26 protein-coding genes are annotated in these 26,272 nt (G+C 38.6%); 12 read left to right on the top strand and 14 right to left on the bottom strand.

Annotated features, from left to right (window positions below; genetic code table 11):
* Positions 1–126: 126 nt before the first annotated feature.
* Positions 127–1,236 (bottom strand): glycosyltransferase family 4 protein, encoded by a 1,110-nt coding sequence (locus tag IEX65_RS14345; protein WP_188766769.1) that lies wholly within the window; start codon positions 1,234–1,236, stop codon positions 127–129.
* Between the two features lie 77 nt (positions 1,237–1,313).
* On the opposite strand from IEX65_RS14345, the gene IEX65_RS14340 reads away from it, so the two are divergent.
* The 4 genes from IEX65_RS14340 to IEX65_RS14325 all read left to right on the top strand — a co-directional run bounded on the left by IEX65_RS14340 (position 1,314) and on the right by IEX65_RS14325 (position 7,279).
* The gene (locus IEX65_RS14340) at positions 1,314–2,549 is read left to right on the top strand and encodes a M16 family metallopeptidase (protein WP_188766768.1); all 1,236 of its coding nucleotides are present in this window, start codon (positions 1,314–1,316) and stop codon (positions 2,547–2,549) included.
* A gap of 159 nt (positions 2,550–2,708) precedes the next feature.
* A complete protein-coding gene (locus IEX65_RS14335; protein ID WP_188766767.1) occupies positions 2,709–3,791 on the top strand; it encodes an aminotransferase class V-fold PLP-dependent enzyme in 1,083 nt (360 codons plus the stop codon).
* A 295-nt stretch (positions 3,792–4,086) separates the two neighbouring features.
* Complete coding sequence (locus IEX65_RS14330; RefSeq protein ID WP_188766766.1) at positions 4,087–5,748, top strand: FAD-dependent oxidoreductase; 1,662 nt, start codon at positions 4,087–4,089, stop codon at positions 5,746–5,748.
* Between the two features lie 187 nt (positions 5,749–5,935).
* Positions 5,936–7,279 (top strand): DEAD/DEAH box helicase, encoded by a 1,344-nt coding sequence (locus IEX65_RS14325; RefSeq protein WP_188766925.1) that lies wholly within the window; start codon positions 5,936–5,938, stop codon positions 7,277–7,279.
* A gap of 41 nt (positions 7,280–7,320) precedes the next feature.
* Here the strand turns inward: IEX65_RS14325 and IEX65_RS14320 are convergent, their stop codons facing one another.
* From IEX65_RS14320 to IEX65_RS14305, 4 genes are all read right to left on the bottom strand, one after another.
* Positions 7,321–8,007, bottom strand: a complete 687-nt coding sequence (locus tag IEX65_RS14320) for a pseudouridine synthase (protein WP_229250684.1) — start codon at positions 8,005–8,007, stop codon at positions 7,321–7,323.
* Between the two features lie 94 nt (positions 8,008–8,101).
* On the bottom strand, positions 8,102–8,815 hold the full coding sequence (locus tag IEX65_RS14315; protein WP_188766765.1) for a hypothetical protein: 714 nt from the start codon (positions 8,813–8,815) through the stop codon (positions 8,102–8,104).
* Between the two features lie 85 nt (positions 8,816–8,900).
* Positions 8,901–9,185, bottom strand: coding sequence for a DUF1456 family protein (locus tag IEX65_RS14310; RefSeq protein ID WP_188766764.1), 285 nt, complete (start codon positions 9,183–9,185; stop codon positions 8,901–8,903).
* 116 nt (positions 9,186–9,301) lie between these two features.
* On the bottom strand, positions 9,302–10,858 hold the full coding sequence (locus IEX65_RS14305; RefSeq protein WP_188766763.1) for an NFACT RNA binding domain-containing protein: 1,557 nt from the start codon (positions 10,856–10,858) through the stop codon (positions 9,302–9,304).
* A 15-nt stretch (positions 10,859–10,873) separates the two neighbouring features.
* Between IEX65_RS14305 and IEX65_RS28130 the strand changes: the two genes are divergently transcribed.
* Both IEX65_RS28130 and IEX65_RS14300 read left to right on the top strand, forming a co-directional pair.
* Entirely contained in the window at positions 10,874–10,996 is a 123-nt protein-coding gene (locus tag IEX65_RS28130) for a hypothetical protein (protein ID WP_262891868.1), read from the top strand.
* 48 nt (positions 10,997–11,044) lie between these two features.
* Positions 11,045–12,523, top strand: a complete 1,479-nt coding sequence (locus tag IEX65_RS14300) for a xylulokinase (RefSeq protein WP_188766762.1) — start codon at positions 11,045–11,047, stop codon at positions 12,521–12,523.
* 48 nt (positions 12,524–12,571) lie between these two features.
* Here the strand turns inward: IEX65_RS14300 and IEX65_RS14295 are convergent, their stop codons facing one another.
* Positions 12,572–13,147 carry a thymidine kinase gene (locus IEX65_RS14295; RefSeq protein ID WP_188766761.1) on the bottom strand — a complete coding sequence of 192 codons (576 nt, stop codon included), beginning with the start codon at positions 13,145–13,147 and terminating at the stop codon, positions 12,572–12,574.
* Between the two features lie 144 nt (positions 13,148–13,291).
* Between IEX65_RS14295 and IEX65_RS14290 the strand changes: the two genes are divergently transcribed.
* From IEX65_RS14290 to IEX65_RS14280, 3 genes are all read left to right on the top strand, one after another.
* Positions 13,292–14,554 carry a DUF8457 domain-containing protein gene (locus IEX65_RS14290; protein ID WP_188766760.1) on the top strand — a complete coding sequence of 421 codons (1,263 nt, stop codon included), beginning with the start codon at positions 13,292–13,294 and terminating at the stop codon, positions 14,552–14,554.
* A 117-nt stretch (positions 14,555–14,671) separates the two neighbouring features.
* The gene (locus tag IEX65_RS14285) at positions 14,672–15,538 is read left to right on the top strand and encodes a PorV/PorQ family protein (RefSeq protein WP_188766759.1); all 867 of its coding nucleotides are present in this window, start codon (positions 14,672–14,674) and stop codon (positions 15,536–15,538) included.
* 48 nt (positions 15,539–15,586) lie between these two features.
* Complete coding sequence (locus tag IEX65_RS14280; protein WP_188766758.1) at positions 15,587–16,573, top strand: 2-hydroxyacid dehydrogenase; 987 nt, start codon at positions 15,587–15,589, stop codon at positions 16,571–16,573.
* 82 nt (positions 16,574–16,655) lie between these two features.
* On the opposite strand, the gene IEX65_RS14275 is transcribed toward IEX65_RS14280, so the two are convergent.
* From IEX65_RS14275 to IEX65_RS14245, 7 genes are all read right to left on the bottom strand, one after another.
* Positions 16,656–17,921 (bottom strand): Xaa-Pro dipeptidase, encoded by a 1,266-nt coding sequence (locus IEX65_RS14275; protein WP_188766757.1) that lies wholly within the window; start codon positions 17,919–17,921, stop codon positions 16,656–16,658.
* Positions 17,922–17,987: 66 nt separating this feature from the next.
* On the bottom strand, positions 17,988–18,617 hold the full coding sequence (locus IEX65_RS14270) for a LysE family translocator (RefSeq protein ID WP_188766756.1): 630 nt from the start codon (positions 18,615–18,617) through the stop codon (positions 17,988–17,990).
* Positions 18,618–18,623: 6 nt separating this feature from the next.
* Positions 18,624–19,721 (bottom strand): DUF695 domain-containing protein, encoded by a 1,098-nt coding sequence (locus IEX65_RS14265; RefSeq protein WP_188766755.1) that lies wholly within the window; start codon positions 19,719–19,721, stop codon positions 18,624–18,626.
* 12 nt (positions 19,722–19,733) lie between these two features.
* Positions 19,734–20,192, bottom strand: a complete 459-nt coding sequence (locus tag IEX65_RS14260) for a hypothetical protein (RefSeq protein ID WP_188766754.1) — start codon at positions 20,190–20,192, stop codon at positions 19,734–19,736.
* Positions 20,189–20,656, bottom strand: a complete 468-nt coding sequence (locus IEX65_RS14255; protein WP_188766753.1) for a GNAT family N-acetyltransferase — start codon at positions 20,654–20,656, stop codon at positions 20,189–20,191. The genes IEX65_RS14260 and IEX65_RS14255 overlap by 4 nt, the downstream gene beginning before the upstream one ends.
* A 34-nt stretch (positions 20,657–20,690) precedes the next feature.
* A complete protein-coding gene (locus IEX65_RS14250; RefSeq protein WP_188766752.1) occupies positions 20,691–20,981 on the bottom strand; it encodes a YciI family protein in 291 nt (96 codons plus the stop codon).
* Positions 20,982–21,145: 164 nt separating this feature from the next.
* The gene (locus IEX65_RS14245) at positions 21,146–22,084 is read right to left on the bottom strand and encodes a hypothetical protein (protein WP_188766751.1); all 939 of its coding nucleotides are present in this window, start codon (positions 22,082–22,084) and stop codon (positions 21,146–21,148) included.
* 324 nt (positions 22,085–22,408) lie between these two features.
* On the opposite strand from IEX65_RS14245, the gene IEX65_RS14240 reads away from it, so the two are divergent.
* Positions 22,409–23,593, top strand: coding sequence for an MFS transporter (locus IEX65_RS14240; protein WP_188766750.1), 1,185 nt, complete (start codon positions 22,409–22,411; stop codon positions 23,591–23,593).
* A gap of 87 nt (positions 23,594–23,680) precedes the next feature.
* Here IEX65_RS14240 and IEX65_RS14235 read toward each other — a convergent pair whose 3' ends face one another.
* Entirely contained in the window at positions 23,681–24,124 is a 444-nt protein-coding gene (locus IEX65_RS14235) for an NUDIX domain-containing protein (RefSeq protein ID WP_188766749.1), read from the bottom strand.
* A gap of 252 nt (positions 24,125–24,376) precedes the next feature.
* On the opposite strand from IEX65_RS14235, the gene IEX65_RS14230 reads away from it, so the two are divergent.
* A complete protein-coding gene (locus tag IEX65_RS14230; RefSeq protein ID WP_188766748.1) occupies positions 24,377–24,937 on the top strand; it encodes a hypothetical protein in 561 nt (186 codons plus the stop codon).
* 268 nt (positions 24,938–25,205) lie between these two features.
* Entirely contained in the window at positions 25,206–26,189 is a 984-nt protein-coding gene (locus IEX65_RS14225) for a pyruvate dehydrogenase complex E1 component subunit beta (protein ID WP_188766747.1), read from the top strand.
* Positions 26,190–26,272 lie beyond the last annotated feature (83 nt).

Raw genomic sequence — 26,272 nt, 5'->3', positions numbered from 1 at the left:
ATTTTGATTTTCGAGGGGTTAATTTTATAAAACTAACAAGTCAAAACTGCTAAAAGTTTAAGAAAATAGGGTGATTTGAGTGTGATTTGGCATTTATTTTTCGCTTGATTGACAGGTTGCAATATCCTACAATTCTTGATAAAGTTTTATCAATTGCCCCGCAATATTTTCGGAAGAAAATTGTTTAATATGCTCTTTCCCTTTCAAAATCAAATCATTTCTTAGCGAATCATTTATCAAAACCTGTCGCATTTTATCAGCTAAATCATTGACATCAAGTGGATTAGCGTACAACGCACCATCTCCACCTGCTTCTTCTAAACACGAGCCAGTAGCCGCTACCACAGGAATCCCTGAATGTAATGCTTCGACAATCGGAATACCGAAACCCTCAAAAAACGAAGGATAAACGCACAAGGAAGCACCTTGATACAAAGCGGGTAAATCGGCAGAAGGAACTCCGTATAAAATCCTTGTATTTTGGGGAGAATTTTGAGTTATTTCTTCAGCATACTTCGATTTTCCGCCTACCAAGACTAATTCATAATCTTTCAAACCCAGCTGCTGAAAGGCTTCTACCAAACGCTTCTGATTTTTTCTTTCGCTGAAAGATGAAACACAAATAATATAGGGTTTATTGAGAGAATATTTCTCTAAAATATCCTCTCCAAGCCGTTCCCTGAGCGTAGCGGCTGGCGTTCCAGCCGAAGGGAAAAATATTGGCTGACAATCCTGATAAATCACTCGAATGCGTTCGGAAGGAATTTTATAAAACTCCATAATATCATCTTTGGTCTGTTGGCTAACAGCCACCACTGCATCGGCGTTTTCGCAAGCGTATCGAAATTTTTGTTGATAGAAAAATCGGTCGATGGCTGGATAAAGCTCTGGATAACGTACAAAAATCAAATCATGAATCGTGACGACTGATTTTACCCCCGATTTTCTGATTCCAAAAGGAATTTCATTGCTTAAACCGTGAAAAATATCAACATTATCCTTCTTCAAATCGTTATTGATGAGCCAGCTACGCCAAAGTCCGCCACCCACGAGTGTAGTGGGCAGTTTTGGAGATAGTTTTAGTCCAGCTTTGTTGTCTCGTGGTGGTTTTGGAGTATATGCCAAATATTCGTGTTGAGGAGCATATTTTAGCAGGGCTTCAATCACAAACCTACTATAATTCCCCAAACCAGTATGATTATTAAAAGCCCTTTTTGCATCAAATCCTATACGCATTGAACTATCTTTTGCTTAAATTTGTCAATTATTATTAATATCAATATTTTTCCTCCCCTTTAGGGGGCGGGGGTTTTATGACCGAATACCAAATACATACTTTGCCCAACGGCATCCGAATTGCACACCGACAAGTACCTTATACACAGGTGGTTCATTGTGGACTCATGCTCGACATGGGTAGCCGTGACGAAAAACCTAATCAGCTTGGTCTTGCCCATTTCTGGGAACACATGGCCTTCAAAGGTACGAAAAAGCGGAAATCTTACCACATTATTAATAGATTGGAGTCGGTTGGTGGTGAATTAAACGCCTACACGACCAAAGAAAAAATATGTTTTTATGCTTCGGTACTTGATGCTCACTTCGAGAAATCAGTAGAACTTTTGGCTGATATTACTTTCGACTCGGTTTTTCCAGAAAATCAAATTGAGAAAGAACGTGGTGTGATTTTGGAAGAAATGTCGATGTACCAAGATTCGCCCGAAGATGCTTTGCAAGATGATTTCGACGAAATCGTATTTGCCAATCACCAGCTCGGAGCAAATATTTTGGGAACGCAAGAAAGCGTTAAAGGCTTCACTCGCAAGGAGCTACAAGATTTTATTGCCGAAAACATAGACACAGAGAAAATCGTGATGTCGATTGTGGGTAATATTACTTTCAACAAAGCCATAAAAGTTGCCGAGAAATATTTGAAAGATATTCCTGCAAAAAAATCAGATTTGAAACGCACACCTCCGAGCGAATATAAGCCTCAACGAATCACGATTCCGAAGAAAATTACGCAAGCCCATTGTGCTATTGGTCGGCCATCGTATGCCATGCTCGATGAGCGACGTTTACCGTTTTTTATGTTGGTCAATCTTTTTGGTGGACCAGGCATGAACTCTCGCCTAAACATGACTTTGCGTGAAAAATACGGTTTAGTTTATGGTATTGATGCTACTTATTCGCCATTTACTGATACTGGTTTTTTGGGTATTTATTTCGCAACCGATAAATCGAATCTTGATAAAGCTAATGCGTTGATTTTGAAAGAAATGCAACTTTTGAAAGAAAAACCACTCGGAAAACTCCAATTACATACCGTAAAAGAGCAGTTGATGGGTCAGTTGGCGATGGCCGAAGAAAGTAATCAGAGTTTTATGTTGATGATGGCCAAAAGCATTTTGGATATTGGAAAAGTAGAGTCATTGGAAGGTATTTTCACCGAAATAAAAAACATTGAAGCCACTCAGCTACAAGAGATTACAAATGATATGTTTGATGAATCTCAGTTGAGTTATCTCACTTTTTTACCTGAGCAGTAACGCAATTTTTCAAATTGCGATTTTTCACAATTTGAAAAATTGTGCTACATAATAATAACAATTCAAGAAAGAATTATACTTTTTGAAGCATTTAAGGTCGGTTGGATGAGTATCTCACCGACTTTTTTTATTTTTGGATTCTCCGTAACAAAACCATTCATGAAAAATATTTATTTCACTGCCGGTCCCGCCGAATTGAATCCTAAGTTTGAAGAGTTCATGCGTCAAGCTATTGACGAGCAAATTGGTTCAATTTCTCATCGAAGCGGACAATTTCGTAAGATTTATCAACATTGTGTTGAAAACCTACGCACACTCATGAATATTCCTGCGTCGTCGGGTATTTTCTTTACAGGTTCGGCATCCGAAGTGTGGGAACGTATTTTATTGAACTTAGTAGAACACGAAAGCTTTCACTTAGTAAATGGTTCGTTTTCTGATAAATTCTACAAATACGCAGTTTCGGCTCAAAAATTCGCCCACAAGTTTGAAAAACCAATCGGCGAAGGCTTTAGCTACGGAGAAATAGAAGTGCCAGAATACGCTGAGCTTATCTGCGTAACGCAAAACGAAACCAGTACGGGCGTGCAAATGCGTGAGGCCGATATTCATAAACTCAAACGCAGCAACCAAAAACGCTTAATGGCGGTTGATATGGTTTCGTCGGCACCGATTCCAGAACTTGACTTAGATTTGATTGATACGGCCTTCTTTTCGGTGCAAAAAGCCTTTGGTTTACCAGCAGGTTTGGGCGTTTGGATTGCCAACGAAAAATGTCTTGAGAAAGCCAAACGATTAGCAAAATACGATGGTGTAACGATTGGAGCTCACCATAATTTACCAGTTTTGTGGAAAAATTATGAGACTTACGAAACCCCAGCGACACCAAATGTTTTGGGAATTTATTTGCTCGGAAAAGTTGCCGAAGAAATGAACAAAACCGGTATCGAAACTATCAGAAAAGAAACCGACGAAAAAGCCAAGAAAATTTATAAATACCTCGAAACCAGCAATTTGTGCAGCATTGCGGTAAAAAATCCAGAGCATCGCTCGAAAACTGTGGTAGTTGCTGATACTAAAAAATCTTCAAAGGGAATCATTGAAGCTTTGAAAGAAAAAAACATGATTGTGGGAAGTGGTTACGGCCCAAATAAAGATACACAAATCAGAATTTCAAATTTCCCATCAAACACAATGGAGCAAATTGATATGCTCATTGCTGCGTTGAAAGCAATGGAGTAAATTAAGTAGCTGTATAATTAGTTTAATCAGAAAACTTGAAGTTTGACCCCATTCGGGGTCAGATATTGGTAGTAATCAAGCCATTTTCTACCGATATGCGACCCCGAATGGGGTCGAACAAAAACACTCTACTATAAACCATTTTCACCATGTACTTAAATAAAAATAGCCAGTAGGAAACGTCTTCTACTGGCTATTTTTATTTTGTCTTTTTATAAAAACTTACAAAACAAACCCTACTTTTTCACTAACTTTAATCTGAAAACTTCTATTTAACCATCAAACTCAAACAGTCATGCGGTATTCTTTTTATAAGAGTATATTTCTCGGTGTTTTTCTATTTCAATATACTTTCGCTCAACCCAAAATCCGAAAAGCCGATGTCATTATTTATGGTGGAACTTCCGCTGCAATAACAGCCGCCGTGCAAGTAAAAAAGATGGGCAAATCGGTTATCGTTGTTTCGCCCGATAAACATTTGGGTGGACTTTCGTCGGGAGGTTTGGGCTTTACTGATACAGGTAATAAACAAGTCATTGGTGGTCTTTCTCGTGAATTTTACCAACGCCTTTACACACATTATCAAAATACCGATTCTTGGAAATGGCAAAAGAGAGAAGAATATGGCAATAAAGGACAAGGTACGCCCGCCCTCGATGGAGCAAATCGCACAATGTGGATTTTTGAGCCTCACGCCGCCGAGCAGGTTTTTGAAGATTTCGTGAAAGAAAATAAGCTCGTTATCTATCGCAACGAATGGCTTGACCGCTCAGCTAAAGGCATCACTAAAACATCGGGAAGTATTCGTTCTTTTCGTACTTTGAGTGGGCAAGTTTACGAAGGCAAAATGTTTATTGATGCCACTTACGAAGGTGATTTGATGGCTGCTGCTGGCGTAAGCTACCACGTTGGGCGTGAGGCCAATAGCGTTTATGGCGAAAAATGGAATGGCGTTCAGACCGAAGTTTTTCAGCACGGACATCATTTTAAAGTAAAAATAAGTCCTTATATTGTAGAAAACGACCCCAAAAGTGGACTTCTACCCGAAATTTCAGCCGAACCAGCGGGCGAGTATGGCTCGGGCGATAATAAAATTCAAGCGTATTGTTTCAGAATGTGTTTGAGTAATCATCCCGAAAATCGAATTCCGTTTACCAAACCCGATGGCTACGACCCCGCACGTTATGAGCTTTATGCAAGAGTTTTTGCAAGCGGTTGGCGTGAAACTTTCGATAAGTTTGATGCTATTCCAAATCGCAAAACTGATACAAATAATCACGGGCCATTTAGCACTGACTATATCGGGAAAAACTACGATTATCCAGAAGCAAGTTATGAGCGACGTCAACAGATAATTAAGGAACACGAGTTATACCAAAAAGGATTGATGTATTTTTTGCAAAACGACAGTCGTGTGCCAAATGATGTGAAAGAAAAAATGCAACAATGGGGTTTACCAAAAGATGAATTTATTGATAACGGAAATTGGCCGCACCAACTTTACATTCGTGAGGCTCGCCGCATGATAGGAAAATTTGTAATGAAAGAAGCCGATGCTTTGGGCAAAACCGTAGTTCCAAACCCAATCGGAATGGGTTCTTATGCTTTAGATGCTCACAATGCCCAACGTTATGTAAAAGCCACGGAAGGCCGCCCCGATGGCTATGTGCAGAATGAAGGCGATATTGGCGTGCATCCCGACAAACCTTATTCGATAGCTTATGAGTCAATTTTGCCCAAAGAAAATGAATGTAAAAATTTGTTAGTACCTGTCTGTGTGTCAAGTTCGCACATTGCTTATGGCTCGATTCGGATGGAACCTGTTTTTATGATTCTGGGGCAGTCGGCAGCAGTAGCGGCCGTGATGGCAATCAATGCTAAAACTATTCCGCATAAAATTCCATACTCTCAACTCAAAACCGAGCTTTTGAAAGAAAAACAAGTCTTGGAATTATGATTTTTGAGCGTTGAATTAGATAAAAAACTCTCCAAAACAAACCATAATAGTACGGATTAGTCAAAAACTCCTTATTTGTGCCAAAATAGCGTTACCTTTGTGGGCTATTTTTAGCATAAGTAAGGAATTTTTGTTATCTAAATCTGATAGCAAACGGCCATTTAGATGGTCAATCGACAAAAATATGATGACTTTCAACGAATTAAATCTCAATAAACAGCTTCTCAATGCCCTCGAAGAGTTGGGTTACACTACACCAACGACCATTCAGCAAAAGGTTTTTTCGGTGGTAATGTCGGGCAAAGATGTGTGCGGAATCGCACAAACAGGTACTGGTAAAACTTTCGCTTATTTGTTGCCAAGTTTGCGTCAATATCAGTTTTCAAAAGATAAAACTCCGCAGGTACTTATCATTGTTCCAACTCGTGAGTTGGTCGTGCAGGTCGTGGAAGCTATCCAAAAACTAACAACCTACATGAGCGTAATGACTGTGGGTGTGTATGGTGGCGTCAATATCAAATCGCAAATCTTGGAACTCAAAGAAGGTGCGGATATTTTGGTAGGAACGCCAGGACGATTGATTGATTTGCTCACAAGTGGGTTTATCAAGACAAAATCTCTCAAGAAACTCATCATTGATGAAGTTGATGAAATGCTCAATTTGGGTTTCAGACCTCAACTCAAAAATATTCTTGATTTATTGCCAGTTCGACGCCAAAACTTGCTTTTTTCGGCAACAATCACCGATGAAGTTGAGCAATTGATTCAAACTTATTTCAATGAGCCAATCAGAGTAGAAGCTGCTCCAGCGGGTTCGCCTTTGGATAATATCTCGCAAACGCTTTATCACGTTCCGAATTTCAATACGAAAGTAAATTTGCTTGAACTCCTACTTACCGAAGATGTAAGTATGAGTAAAGTATTGATTTTTGCGGCAACCAAAGAATTGTCTGACCAGCTTTACGATAAAATCTCAAAGAAATACGGCGAAAAAGTAGGCGTAATTCACTCAAATAAAGCTCAAAATAATCGTTTTAATACCGTGACAGCTTTCAAAGATGGTAGCTGTACGATGTTGATTGCCACCGATATTATTGCTCGTGGTATTGATATTGCGGAAGTTTCGCACGTGATAAATTTTGATGTGCCAGAAGTACCCGAAAACTACGTGCATCGCATTGGTCGAACTGGCCGTGTTGATAAAAAAGGCGTTTCGATAACGTTTGTAACTGAGAAAGAAAAAGAGCAACTCGAAGCCATTGAGAGCGTAATGAAATACAAAGTTCCAGTATTGGAATTGCCCGAAAATCTCACAATTTCTGATAAACTCACCGAAGCCGAAATGCCACAGGTGAAAATGAAAAACATTTTGGTGAAAGTGCCGAAAAAAGAAGATGTGGGGCCAGCATTTCACGAAAAAGCAGAAAAAAACAAAAAAGTAAACGTAAGAAGAGATATTAAGGCCGAAAAATGGGCAAAATATGGACGACCAATCAAAAAAGTTGGTAATAAACCGAAGGGAAGAAATTGATGTTGCAGGGGCTTGTGCATAATTCAATTATGTATATGCCCCTACAACATTTTTAAAATTTGATACTCCCCCGCTTTTAAATCTTCCAAGTGAATATTGCCAATTCTTACTCGTTTTAAGCTCAGAACCTCATAATCAAGTTTATAGCACATTCGTCGAATCTGCCGATTTAGACCTTGAATTAGTGTTATTTTGAAGGTAAAATCATCAATCTGAGCCAGTTTGCAAGGCAAAGTTTTCTTGCCCATAATCACAATTCCCTCTGACATTTTCTCCAAAAAATCAGTCGTAATTAACTTATCTACTTCAACGATATAGTCTTTCTCAGTCTTGTTTTCGTTGCGGAGAATTTTATCATAAACCGTTCCGTCGTTAGTCAAAAGCAATAAGCCCTCTGATTCTTTATCGAGCCTTCCGACAGGAAAAACTTCTTCTTCAAAAGGTAAAATTGCTTTTAAATTGTCTTCAATTGCCGTATTGAGCGTTGTTTCAATGCCTCGTGGTTTGTAATAGGCAATGTAAATTAGTTTTTTTGCTTCCTGCAAAACTTTCCCCTCATACACAACTTCATCGGTTTGTGTGATTTCACAGTTTGACTTCACAGCAATGCCATTTACCAAAATTTTCCCCGAAAAAATAAGGTACAACGCCTCCTTATTTGAGATTTGTAGCCTTACGACCAATAAATATTGTAAACGATTTCGGAAAGTCATAATTAAGAAGTCCACGGTCAACAGTTGATAGACCATAGTGAATATAAAAAACAGATAGTCAGCAACTATTTACACCACTGTGGACAGTGGACTATCGACTGTTGACTATCTACAATTTCTCTTTGTTATTATTATTCATTTTGAAACTACTCTCTGATGGATAAATTTTTATCCAAAACTCACGAGTTTCACCACTATCTACTTTTACATTAATTTGGTCTTTGTTTTCGCTGATGATAGTTCCAAAAACCAAATCTTGTCTCACGGGGTCTTTCGAGATATTTTTATACACTAAGCGATATTCTCCGTAGGAGATTTTCTTCGTAAACTGCGGTAAATGATTATTTGTATTGAAACTATTTCCATAAACTGGGTGTAAGCCACTCACCGTATTTTTGCAATAGCAAACCAATTTCCCATCTTTTGTATAGAGCCAATATTCGCAGAAACTATTCGCTACTCCTATGTCTTTTCCGACATTCGTTACGGGTATCATCACGATGCTGTGCGAGGGTAAACTGATTGAAATATCGGGCGAAGTAATAGCATAAAACTCAAAAATCTCGTCACCAATAGTTTTTTTCTTGACCGAATCTTGTACAGCTACTGTTTTTACCGTATCTTTTTTCACAACCACTGTATCTTTTTTTACAACTATCGTGTCTTTTTTCGGCACAATAATAATGTCTTTGGGTACGGTAACGGTGTTTTTAGGAATCGTTATTTCCTTTGAAATTGGTTCGATTTGATATTCAGGTTGCGAGCAGGCCAAAACGCACAGGCATACGATGCCCATGAAGATTTTTTGCGATAATAATCTCACAGTGTTATTGAGGTTTAGCGGAGAAAAACTCCAAAAGTGAATAATTCGACTTTTAGAGAAACGCCAGCCAACGCTCTACGCAACACTATTTGGTAGGTGTTTTGGGGTCTTGAACCAAGATATTGCTCTTAATAATCGAAGGCTTTTTGTCTTCTTTTGGCCCACGTAAGTGTATGATGAGTCCGTCAAGAAATTTTCTCAGGATTTGGTCGCCACAAGGTTTAAAGTTGGGGTGTTCTTTATCTCTGAAAAAAGCACCAATTTCGGCTTTCGAGGCATTGAAGTTGGCCAGTTTCAAAATCTCTACTATTTGGTCGTCACGTAGTTGCAGAGCAACACGCAGTTTCTTTAAAATATCGTTGTTTGACATGCTTGACTGTTTTTGTTTTAAAAAGGTTGGAAACAATTTAATTTTGCATGATTGAATGATAGAATGAGTGAATAAAAATTAAAAATATTCTATCATTCAATCATTCCTTCATTCTATCATTGGATTAATTTCGGTTCTACCATTACTACTTCTTCTTTTTCTACGATTACTTGTCCTTCGGCAAAGCCTTTTGGTTTTCGTACAAATTTCTTAGGTGTTACGATTACTGGTGCAAGTGTTTCGTTGCGTCGTTTAGAAAAATAAGCTGCCAGTGATGCCGCAGTTTCTATGACCGAGTTCGGGAATTTTTTGCCTGCTCGATACTTCACCACTACGTGCGAGCCAGTTGCATCACGAGCGTGTAGCCAAAGGTCTTCTTTGTAAGCATATTGCTGCGTGAGTAAATCATTGTTTTTTGAGTTTCTACCGACCAAAATCTCGAATCCTTCTACCTCAAAACGCTTAAATAACTCTCTATAAGACTGTATTTTGAGTTTTGTATTCGGCGATAAACCGTTGGATTTCAGATAACTACGCAAAAATTTCAGATTTTCGGCCGCTTCAATAGCTTCGATATGATTATTGATGACCGTCAGTAATTGTTCTCGACTTTCGATGTTTTCCATCAGTTTTTCGAGTTCAATTTTTTCGTTTTTCGATTTTCGGTAAAAGTTTTCGGCATTCTTTTGTGGCGAAAGGTCGGCCCGAAGTTTGATTGTGATATTCTGATTTCTGTAAAAATCAAATAACTCCACTCGCTCGGCTCGCTCTTCGATTTGGTGCAAGTTCGCCATCAGAATATGCCCAATTTCTTCATTTTTTATTTCCGAATCAAGCGACTCCATTCGCTGATACGAATTTTGTAAATAAGCTTCGGTTTGCTTTTTTTCTTTGGTGAGTCTCCGTAGTACTTCTACTTTCTCATCATCAAGCGTATTGAGTTTATTATAAGCAATATAAAAGGCATTCATGGCCTCAATCGGCTGCTCAAACTCTTGAATGATTTCTCCAACTGGTAGCAATGAAAGGTGCAGTTGATGCTCCCAACGTACCAAATAATAACGAGGGTTTTCGAGCTGTTCAACTATTTTCTGAACGTCCTCCCAAGTGCTTTTACCAACTTCCAACTGAGCATTTACAACTTTCCCAAAGGTTGGGAATAATTTTCTAAAATCTTGTTTTTCGCTCAAAAAACGCTCATAAGATTGGTCAATTGGTCTATCTAACTCATTAATTACTAAGTTTTTATCACTGACGATTCGGCTATGAAAAAGCTCAATTACTTCCTGATTATGACACAAAATAAGGTTCGAGCGAGTACTGTACATTTTGAAAACAATCGAAAAATCTTGCTCAAAATCTATTGCGAAGCAACGTTCGTTCAGAAATTGTCGAACGCCCGTAACCTCTAAATCCATCAACTGCTCAAACAAGTCAACGCTGTTGCGTCTGGCACGCTCAAATTTATCAGTAAAATACAATGAAGCAAAATCGGGCAAAATGACGGCTTTAATAAAAAACTCTTTATAGTTTCGGTTTTTGCCACGAGCCGCCGCAAAACCAAATACTAATTCATCTTTTTCCTGACTAAAACATTCCATCAGCTTCAAGCCCACAATCTTGGTTTCGATTTGCTTAGTAAGCTGACGAAGGAAATAATAATTATTCTGCACGAGTTCTTTTTAAAATTGAATACAAATTACGGTATTTTGTGGGGAAGAACCAACCGCTGCCTTCGACTTCGCTCAGGCAACGGTTCTTCGTTGGTTGAGCGAAGTCGAAACCACCGAAGAAGCATTTTGCACCAATAAAAAATAATTGTAACTTTGACAATTAAAAACATTATTTCAACCTATCGCATGTTATTACTCGGCATTGACATTGGCACATCATCTATCAAAGCATCGGTTGTAGATGCTGATACACAACAAGTTATCGCTTCGGCACAATACCCCGATGTTGAGGCGAGTATTTCGTCTCCGCAAGCTGGTTGGGCCGAACAAGACCCCGAAATGTGGTGGAATAATAGCATCGAAGCTATCAAGCGTGTAAATGCTTCGGGTGCTTTCGCCCCACAAAATATCGGTGCGATTGGTATCGCCTACCAAATGCACGGCTTGGTGATGGTCGATAAAAATAAAAAAGTGTTGCGTCCGTCAATCATTTGGTGCGATAGCCGTGCCGTTGAGATTGGTGCAAAAGCGTTTTCGGATATTGGTGAAGACGTTTGCTTAAATCATTTGCTCAATTCACCTGGAAATTTCACGGCCTCGAAGCTCGCTTGGGTAAAAGCCAATGAGCCACATATTTATGAGCAATGCGACAAAATCATGTTGCCAGGCGATTACATTGCCATGATGCTCACTGATGCCATCACGACTTCAAATTCTGGACTTTCGGAAGGTATTTTCTGGGATTTCCAAGCCAATGAAGTTTCGGCAGATGTGATGGATTATTATGGTTTTGAAGAAAGCTTGATTCCAACAATAAAGCCCGTTTTTAGCAATCATGGTGAGGTAACGAGCGAAATTGCGAGTCTCTTGGGCATAAAAGCAGGAATTCCTGTAACCTACAAAGCGGGTGACCAACCAAATAACGCTCTTTCGTTGGATGTTTTAGACCCTGGCGAAATTGCAGCAACGGCTGGAACTTCAGGCGTGGTTTATGCCGTAAGCGACCAAGTTTCGTATGACCCACAATCTCGCATTAATTCATTTGCTCACGTAAACCACCAATTAAATGGTAATTCACGCATCGGAATTTTACTTTGTATCAACGGAACAGGTATTTTGAACCGTTGGGCAAAAGAAAATTTTGGTGGAAACTTGAATTATGCCGAAATGAATCAACTGGCAGCAACAGCTCCGATTGGTAGCAACGGCTTGTTGGTGATGCCTTTCGGAAATGGTGCAGAACGCATGCTTAACAACCGAATTTTGGGAGCTTCTTTCCAAAATCTTGATTTTAATATTCATTCAAGAAGCCATATTTTCCGTGCGGCACAAGAAGGAATTGCGTTTTCGTTGCATTATGGTTTTGAAATCATGCAAACCAACGGCGTGGTGCCAAAGGTGATTCGTGCAGGAAACGCCAATATGTTTTTGAGCGATATTTTCAGTAATGCCTTGGTGAATGTAACTAACACGCCAGTTGAGTTATATGATACTGACGGAGCGAAGGGTGCAGCTCTCGGAGCGGGTTTTGGTGTAGGAATTTATAGTTCGCCAAAAGAAGCCATGAGCAAACTTACTAAGTTGAAAGTTATCGAGCCAAATGCTGCTCAAGTAGCTGAATATCAAGCAGTTTATGAAGGTTGGAAGTCGATTTTGGAGAAATGATTTTTCCGAGTAACTGTGGCACACTTCAAAAGTGTGTCACAGTTTGTATTATCCCGCATGAAAACATTTTCGGCAGCGAGCTTCATACGAATCTAATTCTCCAAGCATTACTTGCTGCTCGTTTGGTACTTTTCGGTATGAATAATTGGCAATATCGCCACAAACTACGCATATAGCGTGAACTTTAGTTACGTATTCGGCAATCGACATTAAAGCTGGCATTGGGCCGAACGGAATACCACGAGAGTCCATATCTAACCCCGCAATGATTACTCGCTTACCATTTTCGGCCAATTTATTGACTACTTCCACAATTCCTTCATCAAAAAATTGAGCTTCGTCAATCCCCACAACCTCACAGTCGGAAGTCATCAACAAAATCTCTTCTGAGGTATGTACGGGCGTAGAACGAATCGCAGTTTGGTTATGCGATACAATATCAATTTCATGATAACGCACATCAATCGCTGGTTTGAAAATCTCTACTTTTTGCTTTGCTATTTTTGCACGTTTTAGTCGGCGAATCAATTCTTCGGTTTTTCCCGAAAACATTGAGCCACAAACCACTTCAATCCAGCCAGTTTTTTGTTCGTGAATTCTCCCTCTTTTTGGTTCGATAAACATTATTTAATTATTTTTTTCGTTCTAATAAAAACTGGCAACAAAGTTGCGTTAATTTTGTCATGAAAATAAGGCTATGCTCACTATGTTCATTAAGCCTAAATTATAGCCAACCACTAATAAAATACAAAAAAAACGAATTTACTAATGTCGAACAAATTGAATTTGTCCGCCGTCGAACGGTATAGTAAGGCTTTTGCGGCCAAGGTATGTGATGATTTTTTTGCCCAGTATAGTAGTATTACAGGAAAGCAAATTCTTTCTTTAAGTACTATTCAGCAAGTCAATATGCTGACAATCAAGGCATTATTCGACAAGTGGCAGGCTGAAACACAACGTCTTCGCAGTCCGTATTTTGATTTTGGTGCTTCGGAAGTTCAACAAGCACTCAAAACCTTCATGAATACAGTTTCGCAACATATTTCGGTAAAAAGAGAGCATTTCGAGCCTCTTTTGGTCGATTCGGTGGGCGAAACTTTAGTACTTATCTTAGAGCCACAAACTTTTTATAAAGAATTGATGCGGGATTTACCGAGCTTCAAATTCAGTCAAGAAAATATTCGTCCGCTCACAAAATATATTTTGATTAATAAAGATATTTTGCCAAAATTGGCCGAAAAACTCAACGGACAAGAGTTTGTATTTGCGAATCAGGCCATGACTTGGCTCGAAGAAACGCCTCTTACACTCGAAAAACCAGACCAGTATTTAGCTCAGTTGGCCGAAATCGTGCCGATTCCAGAAGAATTAGTTCCGAGTAAAGAAGCACCAAAAGTAGCAGATGCCAATGCTTCATTTTTTGATTTTGTAGCCCCTGTGGCACAACCAAGACAAGAAGTAGCACAAGCACGATACGAGCTACAACCAGTGGTAGAAAGAGTTATAGAAACTCCTGCTCCTGTTATTGAGCGTGTGGTTGAGCCAGCTCCTACGGTTGTTGTCGAACGCCCAGTTGAGGTTGCTCCAGTTGTGACACAAAGACCAGAGCCAACGCCTATTTATGAACAAAAAGTAGAATCGCTCACACCGAGAATCAGCGAAGCAGCGGCCGAGCGTTTAGCTCCTAAAGAACCCGAAGATATTAGACTTAATGAAAAACTGGCCAGCGACCAGAAATCAGTTAATGACCAAGCACAATCGAGCAAATCGGTGCTGGATTATCACCAAAATTCACGCATCGAAGGCATTACGGGAGCAATTTCGTTGAACCAACGCTTTTTGTTTACGAATAATCTTTTTGGTGGAAATATTCAGGCTTTCTCGCACGCACTCGAAGAACTCGAGCTTTGTAAAGATTTTAGCGAAGCCAAAGAATTGATTTTGAAAAAATATGTACCTCGCTACATGTGGGATATAACTGGTGCAGAAGCCGAAGAATTTATTGATATAGTAAAACGTAGATTTAATTGATATTCAAGGGTTTGTACCCTTGTAAAAGCCATGAGGTCAGACATACGGTACAGACCTCATGGCTTTTTTATTTGACAAATTCTTTAGATTTCTCTATTTTGCCCAAAATTTAGAGAAATGTCAAAATCAATTGCTGTGTATTATCAAAAACTTATCAAAATGTGGAAAACATTGATTTTCTGCGGAATGATATTTCTTTTGAAAACCAATTCGATTTTCGCATCTGGCGACCCTTTTCCTATCGGAGCAAAAAGTTGGGGAATTGGTAATGCAACCGTTGCCTTGGCCGACCGAAATTCGGTTTTCAACAACCCCGCTGGTTTAGGATTTTTGCAAGAAAACTACGTAAGCACTTCTTATCACGCACGCTACAACATTGCTGGCTTACAAACACTATCATTATCAGGTAATTATAATACAAAATTGGCAAATGTCGGACTGGGTGTTGAGCGTTTTGGTGATAAACTTTATAATGAACAAAAACTGGGTTTGGCCGTCGGAAAAAGCATGAATCGGGTTTCTTTGGGACTAAAAGTAAGTTATTTTCAAGCAGCTATCGAGAACTTTGCTTATAAAAATACCTTACTGACCGAGTTTGGGGTAATGACCAAATTTAGCTCTAAAGTACAGATGGGTTTTCATGCCTACAATCTCACTGGTGCAAAACTATTTGCATCGCAGTTAATTCCAACCGTTTTACGTTTAGGGGTTGCGTTTACCCCAACCAAACAAATTCTGTTAGTAGCCGAAGCTGAAAAAAACACTGAATTACCAACACTCATCAAGGCGGGTATTGAGTATCAAATCGTCAAAAATTTTTATCTTCGTACGGGGCTGACCTCCAAACTCAACAATGCACATTTTGGATTTGGCTTTCAGTCAAAACAGTTCATTTTCGACTATGCCCTTAGTAGCCACTCGGCTCTGGGATTTTCAAATCATTTATCAATTAGCTATCAAATTGGTAAAAGTAGCAATCAATAATTATTTGTATCTTCACCAAATAATTATTCACAAAACACATCTTTCTTCATGAAAATTGCCTTTTTTAGCACAAAACCTTACGACAAAGATTTCTTTGAAAAGCATAATCAAACTCACGAACTTACATTTTATGATGTGGCTTTGAGCGAAATATCCGTTCGTTTGACAGAAGGCTTCGATGGCATCTGTGTTTTTGTGAACGATAAAGTAAATGCTTCAGTCATCGAAAAACTGGCAAAACTCGGCATCAAACTCATTGCTTTGCGTTGTGCAGGCTTCAATAATGTTGATTTAGAAGCCGCCCACAAATCAAACATTGTTATCGTGCGTGTACCTGCCTATTCGCCTCATGCAGTTGCTGAACACGCCGTTGCGTTAATAATGGCACTTAATCGTAAAACTCATAAAGCCTATAATCGTGTACGTGAAGGCAATTTTTCGCTCGAAAAACTCATTGGTTTCGACCTCTATCACAAAACCGTTGGCGTGATTGGTACAGGAAAAATCGGCGACGCTTTTGCACGTATCATGCAAGGTTTTGGCTGTAAGGTTGTGGCTTACGATATTTTCCCGAATCAAAGTTTGATAGATTCTGGCGTAAAATATACATCACTCGATGAAGTTTTACAGCAATCAGATATTATTTCGCTGCATTGCCCGCTTACGGATAAAACCCTTCATTTGATTAACGAAACTTCTATTGTTCAAATGAAAACTGGTACAATGCTCATCAACACAAGTCGTGGAGCGTTGATTGACACACAAGCAGTAGTAGAAGGGCTAAAAAGTAAAAAATTGGGTTATTTAGGCCTTGATGTTTACGAACAAGAAAGTAATATTTTCTTCAATGACCTTTCGGAAGAAATTTTGGTTGATGATACCTTGGCTCGATTAATGACATTTCCGAATGTGTTAATCACCTCGCATCAAGGTTTTTTGACCGAAGAAGCATTAACTCAAATAGCTATCATAACACTCAATAACATTACAGCTTTTGAAAAAGGGCAAAAATCAGGAAATGAAGTTGAGTTGTAGGATAGGTTTTCAAACTTTCAATCAATCAAGAATAAACAATGTTGTACTTACCATTGAAAGGTTGAATACCTGTCCTACAAAACTATTTTTTATAAACTACTCCATCTTTCATAATGAAAGTAAGTTTTTTCTCAATTACTGTAATGTCTTGCTCTGGATTACCATCTACGGCAATAATATCTGCAAATTTTCCTGCCGAAATCGAACCGATTTTATCTTTTGCTCCAATCAAATCGGCGGCATTGATAGTGGCTGCTTGAATGGCTTGAGCTGGCGTAAGCCCGTATTTTACCATATAGAAAAACTGCTTTGCATTATCGCCATGTGGATACACACCCGAATCAGTCCCATAGGCTATTTTTACGCCTGCTTTGGCGGCTTTTTGGAAGTTTTCCCGTTGTGTACGACCTACTAAACGCTCTTTTTCGATGATTTTTTGTGGGAAACCCAGTTTTGCATATTCTGCCAAAATATAGTCGTCGTTATAAATATCAGCTACCAAATACGTGCCTTTTTGTTTCATTAACTGAATTCCTTCATCATCAATAAAACTTCCGTGTTCGATAGATGCCACGCCTGCTTTTACTGCTCTTTTAATTCCCTCAGTTCCGTGAGCATGAGCCGCTACTTTCTTGCCCCACATGGTGGCTTCTTCTACCATTACATTCATTTCTTCTTGTGAGTATTGTGGGGCACCGACTGATTCTTCTTCGGTCAAAACCCCAGCCGTCGCACCAAATTTGATTAAATCGGCTCCGTATTTGATGTTTGTGCGAACTTGCTTTCTGATTTCATCGACCCCATCGGCCACCGAACCAATTTGATGGATTTTTACATAAGGAGAGAAACCATTCATGTCGCCGTGGCTTCCCGTGGCACCAATATAAGGACCAGCAACATAGAGGCGAGGGCCTACGATTTTACCAGCATTGATGGCATTGCGAAGGGCAATATCAACATACTCGATTGAACCTACATCACGGCAAGTGGTGAAGCCCGCTTCGAGCGTACGCTTGGCATAAATATGTGCCGTTACTGCTATATCAATTGGAGATTTACGGAATAGGTCTTCCATGTAGTTTTCGGGCTGACTCGTGATGTGTGTATGGCAGTCAATGAGGCCTGGCAAAATTGTTTGTTTACTTAAATCAATGACAGTAGCGTTAGCAGGAATCTTTAGGTTTGAGCCTACCTCGGAAATGATATTGTTTTTAATGATAATGGTTTGATTATCAACGAATATTCCACGCTCGCTATCGAATAATTTACCTGCTTTGATGGCTGTTATGGTTTCGGTTTGGGCGAAACTTAGCGTAGTGATAAAAAGTAAAAAAAGAAGTTTTTTCATTTGTTTTGAAGTATAAATGTTATGACTTTGAGGTAAGTTTTATAAGCTAATAATTTGCTCGATTTATTATTTTTTAAGGGCAATTTGCAAACCTAAAGCCACCAAAACTGCCCCTGAAATCTTGTTCTGAATCTTCCAAAATTGCTGAAAATTGCTCAGTTTAGCAATGATTTTACTGAAAAGTAGTGCGATTAATACATTTACTACCGTTCCTGAAAAATTAAACCAAAGTCCTAACAGTAGAATTTGCGTTGAAACGTTTTCGGCTTGTGGGTTGATAAATTGTGGTAAAAAAGCCAAGAAAAACAATGAAACTTTTGGGTTTAGCACATTCGTAATTGTGCCTTGTCGAAGAATTTTGAGATTGGTGTTTTTATCGTTTTGACTTTGGTTAAAAATCATCGTGGAAGGTTTTTCTATAAAACTCTTGATACCGATAAAAATCAGATATGCTGCCCCTGCATATCTGATTATATTAAACAGAATCTCTGATTGTTGAATAATGACCGAAAGCCCCACCACCGAAGCAAAAATATGTACAAAACAACCTAATCCAATGCCCAATGCAGCATAAATGCCCGCTTTTGTACCATAACTCAGGCTTCGAGAAATAACAAAAATCATGTCATTCCCGGGTGTGATATTGAGCATTAATGCCGCTAAAGCGAAAAGTAGGAAGTTTTGTAAATCGGGCATAGAAGTTTAATACTTTGGAATAAAACGATTGAAAGTTTGCCAGTACTTGTCTTTATAAATTTCAAAACTTAAATCTATTTTTTCTAAATAATTATTTTGAATTTGGTATAACACCTTAGAGGGTTTTCTGAAATCTCTACAAGCAAAATAAATTTCTCTACATCCATCTGCTGTTTGTCTGCCAATGTTTAGATATCCCTCATAGTCTTTTAATTCTTCTAAAATTTCATTTTCTATGTCATTTAATAATTTGTAATCATGTTCATTAGGCATTCCTTTAATATTTTCTCCGTCATATTTTATTTCAACAATCATAATCCAAGGATGTGAGGCTTTACTTTGCCAACTGAGCAAATCCGTATTTATTATTGCTAAGAGAGGATTCCCATTTTGAAGTGTTGCTTCAAGCATTGAGTAATCATCATTTTCTGTATTGTATCTAATTCCATCATATTTTTCGATGAACTCTTTTTGCCTCCAAACTAAAAAATCTTTTAGTTTTTCAATGGGAATTAAATCTTTACCATTATTTTCTTTGCCTGTAACTCGAATTTCATCAATTGTTGTTATAAAATTTAACTCTCCCAGATAGTTATCAATAAATATAAATGTACCATTTGTAATGGTTGTTTTATCTTCTTCATTAAAATCATCATGAACAATTGTTATATCAATCTCATCTGGGAAGTCAGCATAATCATTACAGTAAAAGCTTATATTTTGAGCATTAAAATCATACTCAGCCATCCTTATGTTGACATCCTTTATATCTGAAACAGGCTTCAATGCTGTAAACTGCCAACCACCTATTTTAGGAGCAGACTGAACGAGTTCTTCAACAAAAACAATGTTCTTAATTATTCCATCAGGAGTCATAATTAACTCGACAGTATTATCATCGAACATTCCAGTTACTAATAGAATACCTTCTTTGATAGAGTTTAGTTTAGGCGAAAGTTTATCAAAAAAATCTTGCTCAATATCGCCGTGTTCTTTGACAACTTTAAAGAATGTCTTTTCATGTTTTTGAAACCAGTTCCAAAAATCTTCGTACGATGTGATGGGTTCTTCTTTTTTTCCAAAGATTTTCTTTAAAAAGCTCATTTTTGTATGAATTTATTTTTTCAATCTAACGTATTTTTCAATATTCAATCTATTTACCCCAGCTTTTTCAACTTTCTCGATGCCAGTTTGAATGAGTGTATCGTTTTTGATGCTTACCGTAAACTTAAAATCGTTATTTTCCCATGCTTTGGCTTTGTAATATTCCAAGCGTTCAGTATAGGTGCTGTCTTGCAAAGTATAGCTACCGCCACCAGCATCGAAAGCAGTGGAATCATTATTATTGGGCAAGGCGTGTTTCAAGAAAGCAAAATGAGAGTCGTTGATGATTTTAATAAACGATACATTTTCAGTGTAAGACGTCACGGTTGTATCTCCGTTTTCGATGATAGTTCCCGACAGGAGTTTCCATGTGCCTTCAATCGGTAATGATTTTTGTTGAGTGGTTTCGGGCTTATTCGATTGGCAAGCCACAACAAACAGACAAAAAATAGGTAATAAGCTGATTTTCATATTTTAGATGAGGGTTGAATAATTTTTTTCATACAAATACTTTTGTCGAGACCAACATAAGGCCCGTAATTTTCGATAACTTGATAGCCTTGTTTTTGGTATAAAGCAATGGCCGAAGTCTGCTTATAGAGTGTTTCTAAAAGCATGGCTTTAAAGCCCAGTTCGCTTGCCCATTGCTCTAATTCTTTGATAATCAACTGAGCGATACCCTTACCACGAGCTTCGGGTTTTACAAACATTCGCTTGAGTTCGGCAGTTTCGATGTCTATTTTTTTGAAACACCCGCAGCCAACTGCTTGATTATCAAGATAAACAATCACTACCGTGTTATTTTGCTCAATTACGTTGTAAGTATCATACTCTGCTTGTGTTTCGGGGTATTGCTCCCACAAATGAGCGTCAAGCAAAGTAACTAATGGAGCAAAATCTGGGTTTTCGTTGGTGGTTCTGATAATTTGTGTCATAAGTATTTTATTTAAGCCGTAGTCTGGCTCAAACTTAAATATCGGCTACTCTGAAAGGCATTACTTCTACGAATTTCCAAACACCTTCTTTGATATATGGCTCGTTATCGTACCATTCTTGCATTTTTTCGTCGTTTTCAAACTGTAAAATCATCACTGAGCCAATCATTTTTTCGTTATCGTCGAGCATGGCTCCACCTACTATAAAATTATTATTGGCTTTTAGGGCTTTTGCCCCTGCTAAATGCACAGGGCGGGCAGCCATACGGCGGTCGAGTGCTTGTTCATCACGGCCATCTTGGGCCACTACTACATATTGTTTCATTGGTTTTTCTTTTAGGTAATTATACAAAGAAAACGCTTTTGGGTGATGAATAAAAAAAAGCGTTGCCAAAATTTTGGCAACGCTTTCCGAATTATTTAAACGTGTTACTAACCTTTTTCTATTATTCTATGAAAAATTGAAAAATTCTATAATTAAACCATTGATTACTTCTTGCCTTTTCCGCCTCTTGTTCTTTCTTTTTCTACAGTCACACCGTTGGTAGTTTCTGTATATTTCAAATCGCAAGTACCATCGCCATAATCAACTACTTTTTTAGTGCCATCAGCTGCTACAATTTCTTCTGTTCCACTCACAGGGAATCCTTTTGAAGAAGAACAGGAGTTTTTAGTAACAAGGGCTTTTGTAATATTGCTTGAGAACTTAGTTCCATCGCTTGAGCTACCCGTTGTCGAACCTGTTACCGATGATTCGTCATCGCTGCGGTCAGAAGTACCTTTGTTATCCACTTTTCTTGAGCGTGTACTCGTATAAGTGATTGTTTTACCCGAATTTGAGTTCAAAATTGTCATTTTTGCCAATTTTTCGCTGGCTGTTGCTTTGCCACTTACTACGGTTGTAGTGATAGTGTGCGAACCATTTACGGTAAGCGAATCACGCTTTAAGTTATCATAAGTTACTGTTCTGACCAAAGTGCCAGAGAATGTCGAATCTGGTTTTACAGGCATTGTGATTGTCATTTTTCCACTAACTGGAGTTGTGCCACAAACACCGCCCGAAACTGCCGTATAGTCATATACGATTGTGATTACATTGTTGGCAACTGTTTTTGTTACTGTTGCACAATTTCCGTCTTTTCCTTTCCAAGGTTTGTTCCAACCCATACCAAGCATCGGAAAAAATCCGTTTCCTTTGTCGAGAGTTTCGCCAGTTTCTCTGAAATTTCTACCACCAAACGGCATAAAAGTTACATCATCTGCTAATTCATAGGCTGCTTCTGACTGTTCGTTGGCGGTCTGATTATCTACCACTGCATTGGCCAGTTGGTCGCTTGACGTTACGGTGTTAGTTGTCTTATCACAAGCAATCATTGCCGCTCCCAAAGCAAGACTCAAAGCTGTAATTTTGAAAAAATTGGTTTTCATTTTGATTTTGTTAGTTTAAGAGTAATACATAAAAAATTATTGTGTACACATCTTTTCATAAAAATTGAATAGCAAACTTAAATGGACAAAATTTGGAGACTCCGAAATAATTGACGTATCATTTGATACAAAAGGTTGCACAGGGTTTAAATAAAAATGAAAAATATTTTCTTGGGCGAAACCTGTGCTTAAATGCTTTTATCCACAAAATACCTTTCTGTTTCGAGTTTTTGACCTTATTTTTGCAGAAAAATTCTTCTAAAAAGGGTAAAAAGCCTGTGTATTTTAGAAAACTTCATTGAGGCTGTTGTGGCTTTTGATTCTATGAAAAAACAATCTGATAGTATATTTTCTCTTCAATTTTGGCTGCTTTGTATTAGTTCGTTGGTGTTCTTTTGTAGTTTTAATATGCTCATACCTGAGCTGCCCGACTACCTGACGAGCTTGGGCGGCGAAGAATATAAAGGTTTAATCATTAGTTTATTTACGCTCACGGCAGGTTTTTCTCGCCCTTTTAGTGGTCGCCTTACCGACCGAATCGGCCGTGTGCCTGTGATGGCTTTTGGGTCGTTGGTTTGTTTTGTTTGTGGTTTTTTCTACCCGTTGGTTACTACGGTTTATCCTTTTCTATTTTTGCGTTTGGTGCATGGTTTTTCTACGGGATTCAAACCTACTGGAACAGCCGCATACATTGCTGATATTGTGCCTGTGCATCGAAGAGGTGAGGCGATGGGAATGCACGGTCTTATGGGGAGCCTCGGTATGGCTTTTGGCCCTGCTTTGGGTAGTTGGATTGCCGCTACTTTCTCGCTCAATGTGTTGTTTTATGTGTCGTCGATGTTTGCTCTTATCTCGATTGCGATTTTGTATAATATGAAAGAAACATTGCCGAAAGAAAAGCAAGAAAAGTTTACACTCAATTCGCTAAAAATCAGTCGTGATGATATGTTCGACCGAATGGTTTTGCCAGCGGCTATTGTAGTTTTCTTGACCTCGTTTAGCTATGGTGCAATTGTGACACTCGCACCCGATTTGACCAAAACTGTTGGACTCAAAAATAAAGGTATTTTCTTCCTGATATATACACTTTCATCGTTGTTTATTAGGGTTGTGGCAGGAAAATTCTCCGACCGAAATGGTAGAATATCGGTGCTTCGTTGGGCCTGTATGGTGCTGATTGTCGGAATGATGCTACCTGTTTTTGCCAGTAATATTTACACTTTTGTGGGTTCGGCTATTCTTTTTGGTTTGGCTTTGGGAGTTATCTCGCCCATCACACAGGCGTGGACAGTCGATTTGTGCGAAGAAGAAAACCGAGGCCGAGCATTGGCAACGATGTATATTTCGCTCGAAGCAGGTATTGGTTTAGGTGCATTCCTTTCCGCTTGGATTTATGGCAACGACGCCAGCCGTTTCCCGATAGCTTTTGCTGCAATGGGAAGTTTTACGGTGATAGCTTTACTTTATCTTTATTCACCAAAGATTCGAGCAATGAAAGCGAGTGCGTGATTAATTAGTAGAAAACTTCGGGCCATTGACTGTGCATAAATTTCGGATTTACTTTTGTTGACTGTCGGCTGTTGACCGTGGACTATCTTAAAACCACTGCTGGTCAATTTTCCCAATATACTTATTGCTCAGTTTCCCTGCGAAATACTCTTGAATTTGCTTTGAGAGGTTTGGATACAGATTTACTTTCTCTAAATCATTTACAGCAAGCCATTTGATGGCTAAGGCCGAAGTCTCATTGGGGTTGATGGTCGGAATTCCTGACGTAATTTTTCCTTCAAAAAGTATATGCAATGTGTGCTTTTTACGGTCTTCAAAATAAACTTCCCCGACCAAAATCATTTCTCCAACTGCAACCTCAATGCCCAGTTCTTCTTGCATTTCACGAGCCAGTGCATCGCTTAGGTGTTCGCCTAATTCTAAGTTTCCTCCTGGTAAATTATACACTTCTTGCCCACCATAATTATACTGCATAGTCAGTACTTGCTGATTCTCAAAGATTAAAATTGCTGGACGTATATTGATTGGCATAACAAATATTCCCTTTAAAAATAAAAATATCTACTGATTTGAGAGTGGTATATTAAACTGTTTAGCTTGATATTCAATGCTTTAGTTCTTATGAATAAGTTCCAATGAATTTATGGAGCATAATAAGCAATAATTTTCAAAAAAACGGTTTGGCACGCCTTTTGATACCGCTTAATAACAAAACTTTTGCTTACAAAACATCAAAACACAAATGTTCAACTTTTTAGTTTCAACTAAAAAAATTGCTGTAAAATGACAAACTTTTCCAAACTCAGACTCAAGGTGATGGCTATCGCTTTGGGCCTAACATCAACCGTAGCCTTCGCCCAGAGTGCCACCGACGTAGCAGAGACACCGCAAGAAGAAAAAAAGAAAATCATCAAAGTACAGTGTTTGATTAACGGCAAGATTGCTCCCTCAAACTTAGCTTTTGGGCGTAAAGATACTGAGCTATCGCTGAAAACTTTTCCGTTTTATGAAAAAGACCGAAAAGAAAAGAAAGAACTTGTTGTACAAGAGTTTGATGTATCTTTATTAAGAGACGGTAAGAAAGTTGCTAATCAGACAATTTTTGGGAATGGTTCGATAGCGTATTTGGCGGCACTGGCCAGAAACGAAGATACATATTTGATACAAGTAAAAGAGGTCTTTGAAAAAACAAAAGATGGAGCACTCAAGCCTTATGCCCGTGGGGTTATAAAATTGGCTTACTTGTTTTATGACCTCGATATGTTCAAGCCTGTGAGCGGAATGCCGCTGGGTGGTATTCCGCCTTTACAAGGAAATGCAATTAGTGCTAATGATGTGAAATAATGACTATTTACAAGTGAAAGATGAAGCGTCGGTTGAAAAACTGACGCTTTTCTTTTTTATTGAAGTATCAAGTTTTTCTATATATATTGTCCAAAATTATTGATTGTAGTGAATTTATAGTCAGGTAGTTATGAAATATGAAAAGCTAACAGCTAATAGCTAACAGCTAAACACTTTTTAAAATATTGAATATTACACAAGATTGTTTTGAGTTTCGGGGCAGATGCACTAATTTTACGTCCGCAAAAATGCAAAATTCTAAGCGAAAATGAGAGAAATACAATTTAGAGAAGCCCTACGTGAAGCCTTATCAGAAGAAATGCGTCGTGACGAAAACGTTTTCTTGATGGGTGAAGAAGTAGCCGAATACAACGGTGCTTATAAAGTAAGTCAAGGGATGTTAGATGAATTCGGTTCAAAACGAGTTATCGACACACCTATTGCCGAATTAGGTTTCGGTGGAATTGGAGTTGGGGCTGCCGTAAATGGATTACGCCCGATTGTCGAATTCATGACTTTCAACTTTTCTTTGGTTGCTATCGACCAAATTATCAACTCGGCGGCCAAATTTATGGCAATGTCGGCTGGTCAATACTCTTGTCCGATTGTATTTCGTGGCCCGACCGGAAATGCAGGTCAGTTAGGAGCTCAACACTCACAAAATTTTGAAAACTGGTTTGCCAACACACCAGGTTTGAAAGTAGTAGTACCAAGCAATCCTTATGATGCAAAAGGTTTATTGAAAGCCTCGATTCGTGATAACGACCCGACTATCTTCATGGAGTCGGAGCAAATGTATGGCGATAAAGGTGAAGTGCCAGAAGGCGAATATATTCTTCCACTCGGCAAAGCAAATATAGTAAAAGAAGGCTCTGACGTAACAATCGTTTCGTTCGGAAAAATGATTCCAAGAGTTGTTCTTCCTGCCATTGCCGAATTAGAAAAAGATGGTATCAAAGTTGAATTGATTGACCTACGCACCGTTCGTCCGATTGATTATGCAACTGTTATCAATTCAGTAAAGAAAACAAACCGTTGTGTGGTAGTTGAAGAAGCGTGGCCTTTGGCAGCTATTTCATCAGAAATCACTTATCACTTACAACGTTATGCGTTTGATTATTTGGATGCTCCAGTGATTCGTGTAAACAACATGGATATTCCGCTTCACTACGCTCCAACACTCATCGAAGCAACATTACCAAACGTAAAACGTACGGTAGATGCAGTTAAGCAAGTGATGTATAAAAAATAATATTGTAATAGATACAGAAAAAGCATTGTTCGGTTTCGGGCAGTGCTTTTTTGTTTGTCTTGGGCGTATGCGATACACCCCTA

The sequence above is a fragment of the Emticicia aquatilis genome, from assembly GCF_014644295.1.
GTDB lineage: Bacteria > Bacteroidota > Bacteroidia > Cytophagales > Spirosomataceae > Emticicia > Emticicia aquatilis.
This window is presented reverse-complemented; position numbering and strand designations above follow the sequence as displayed.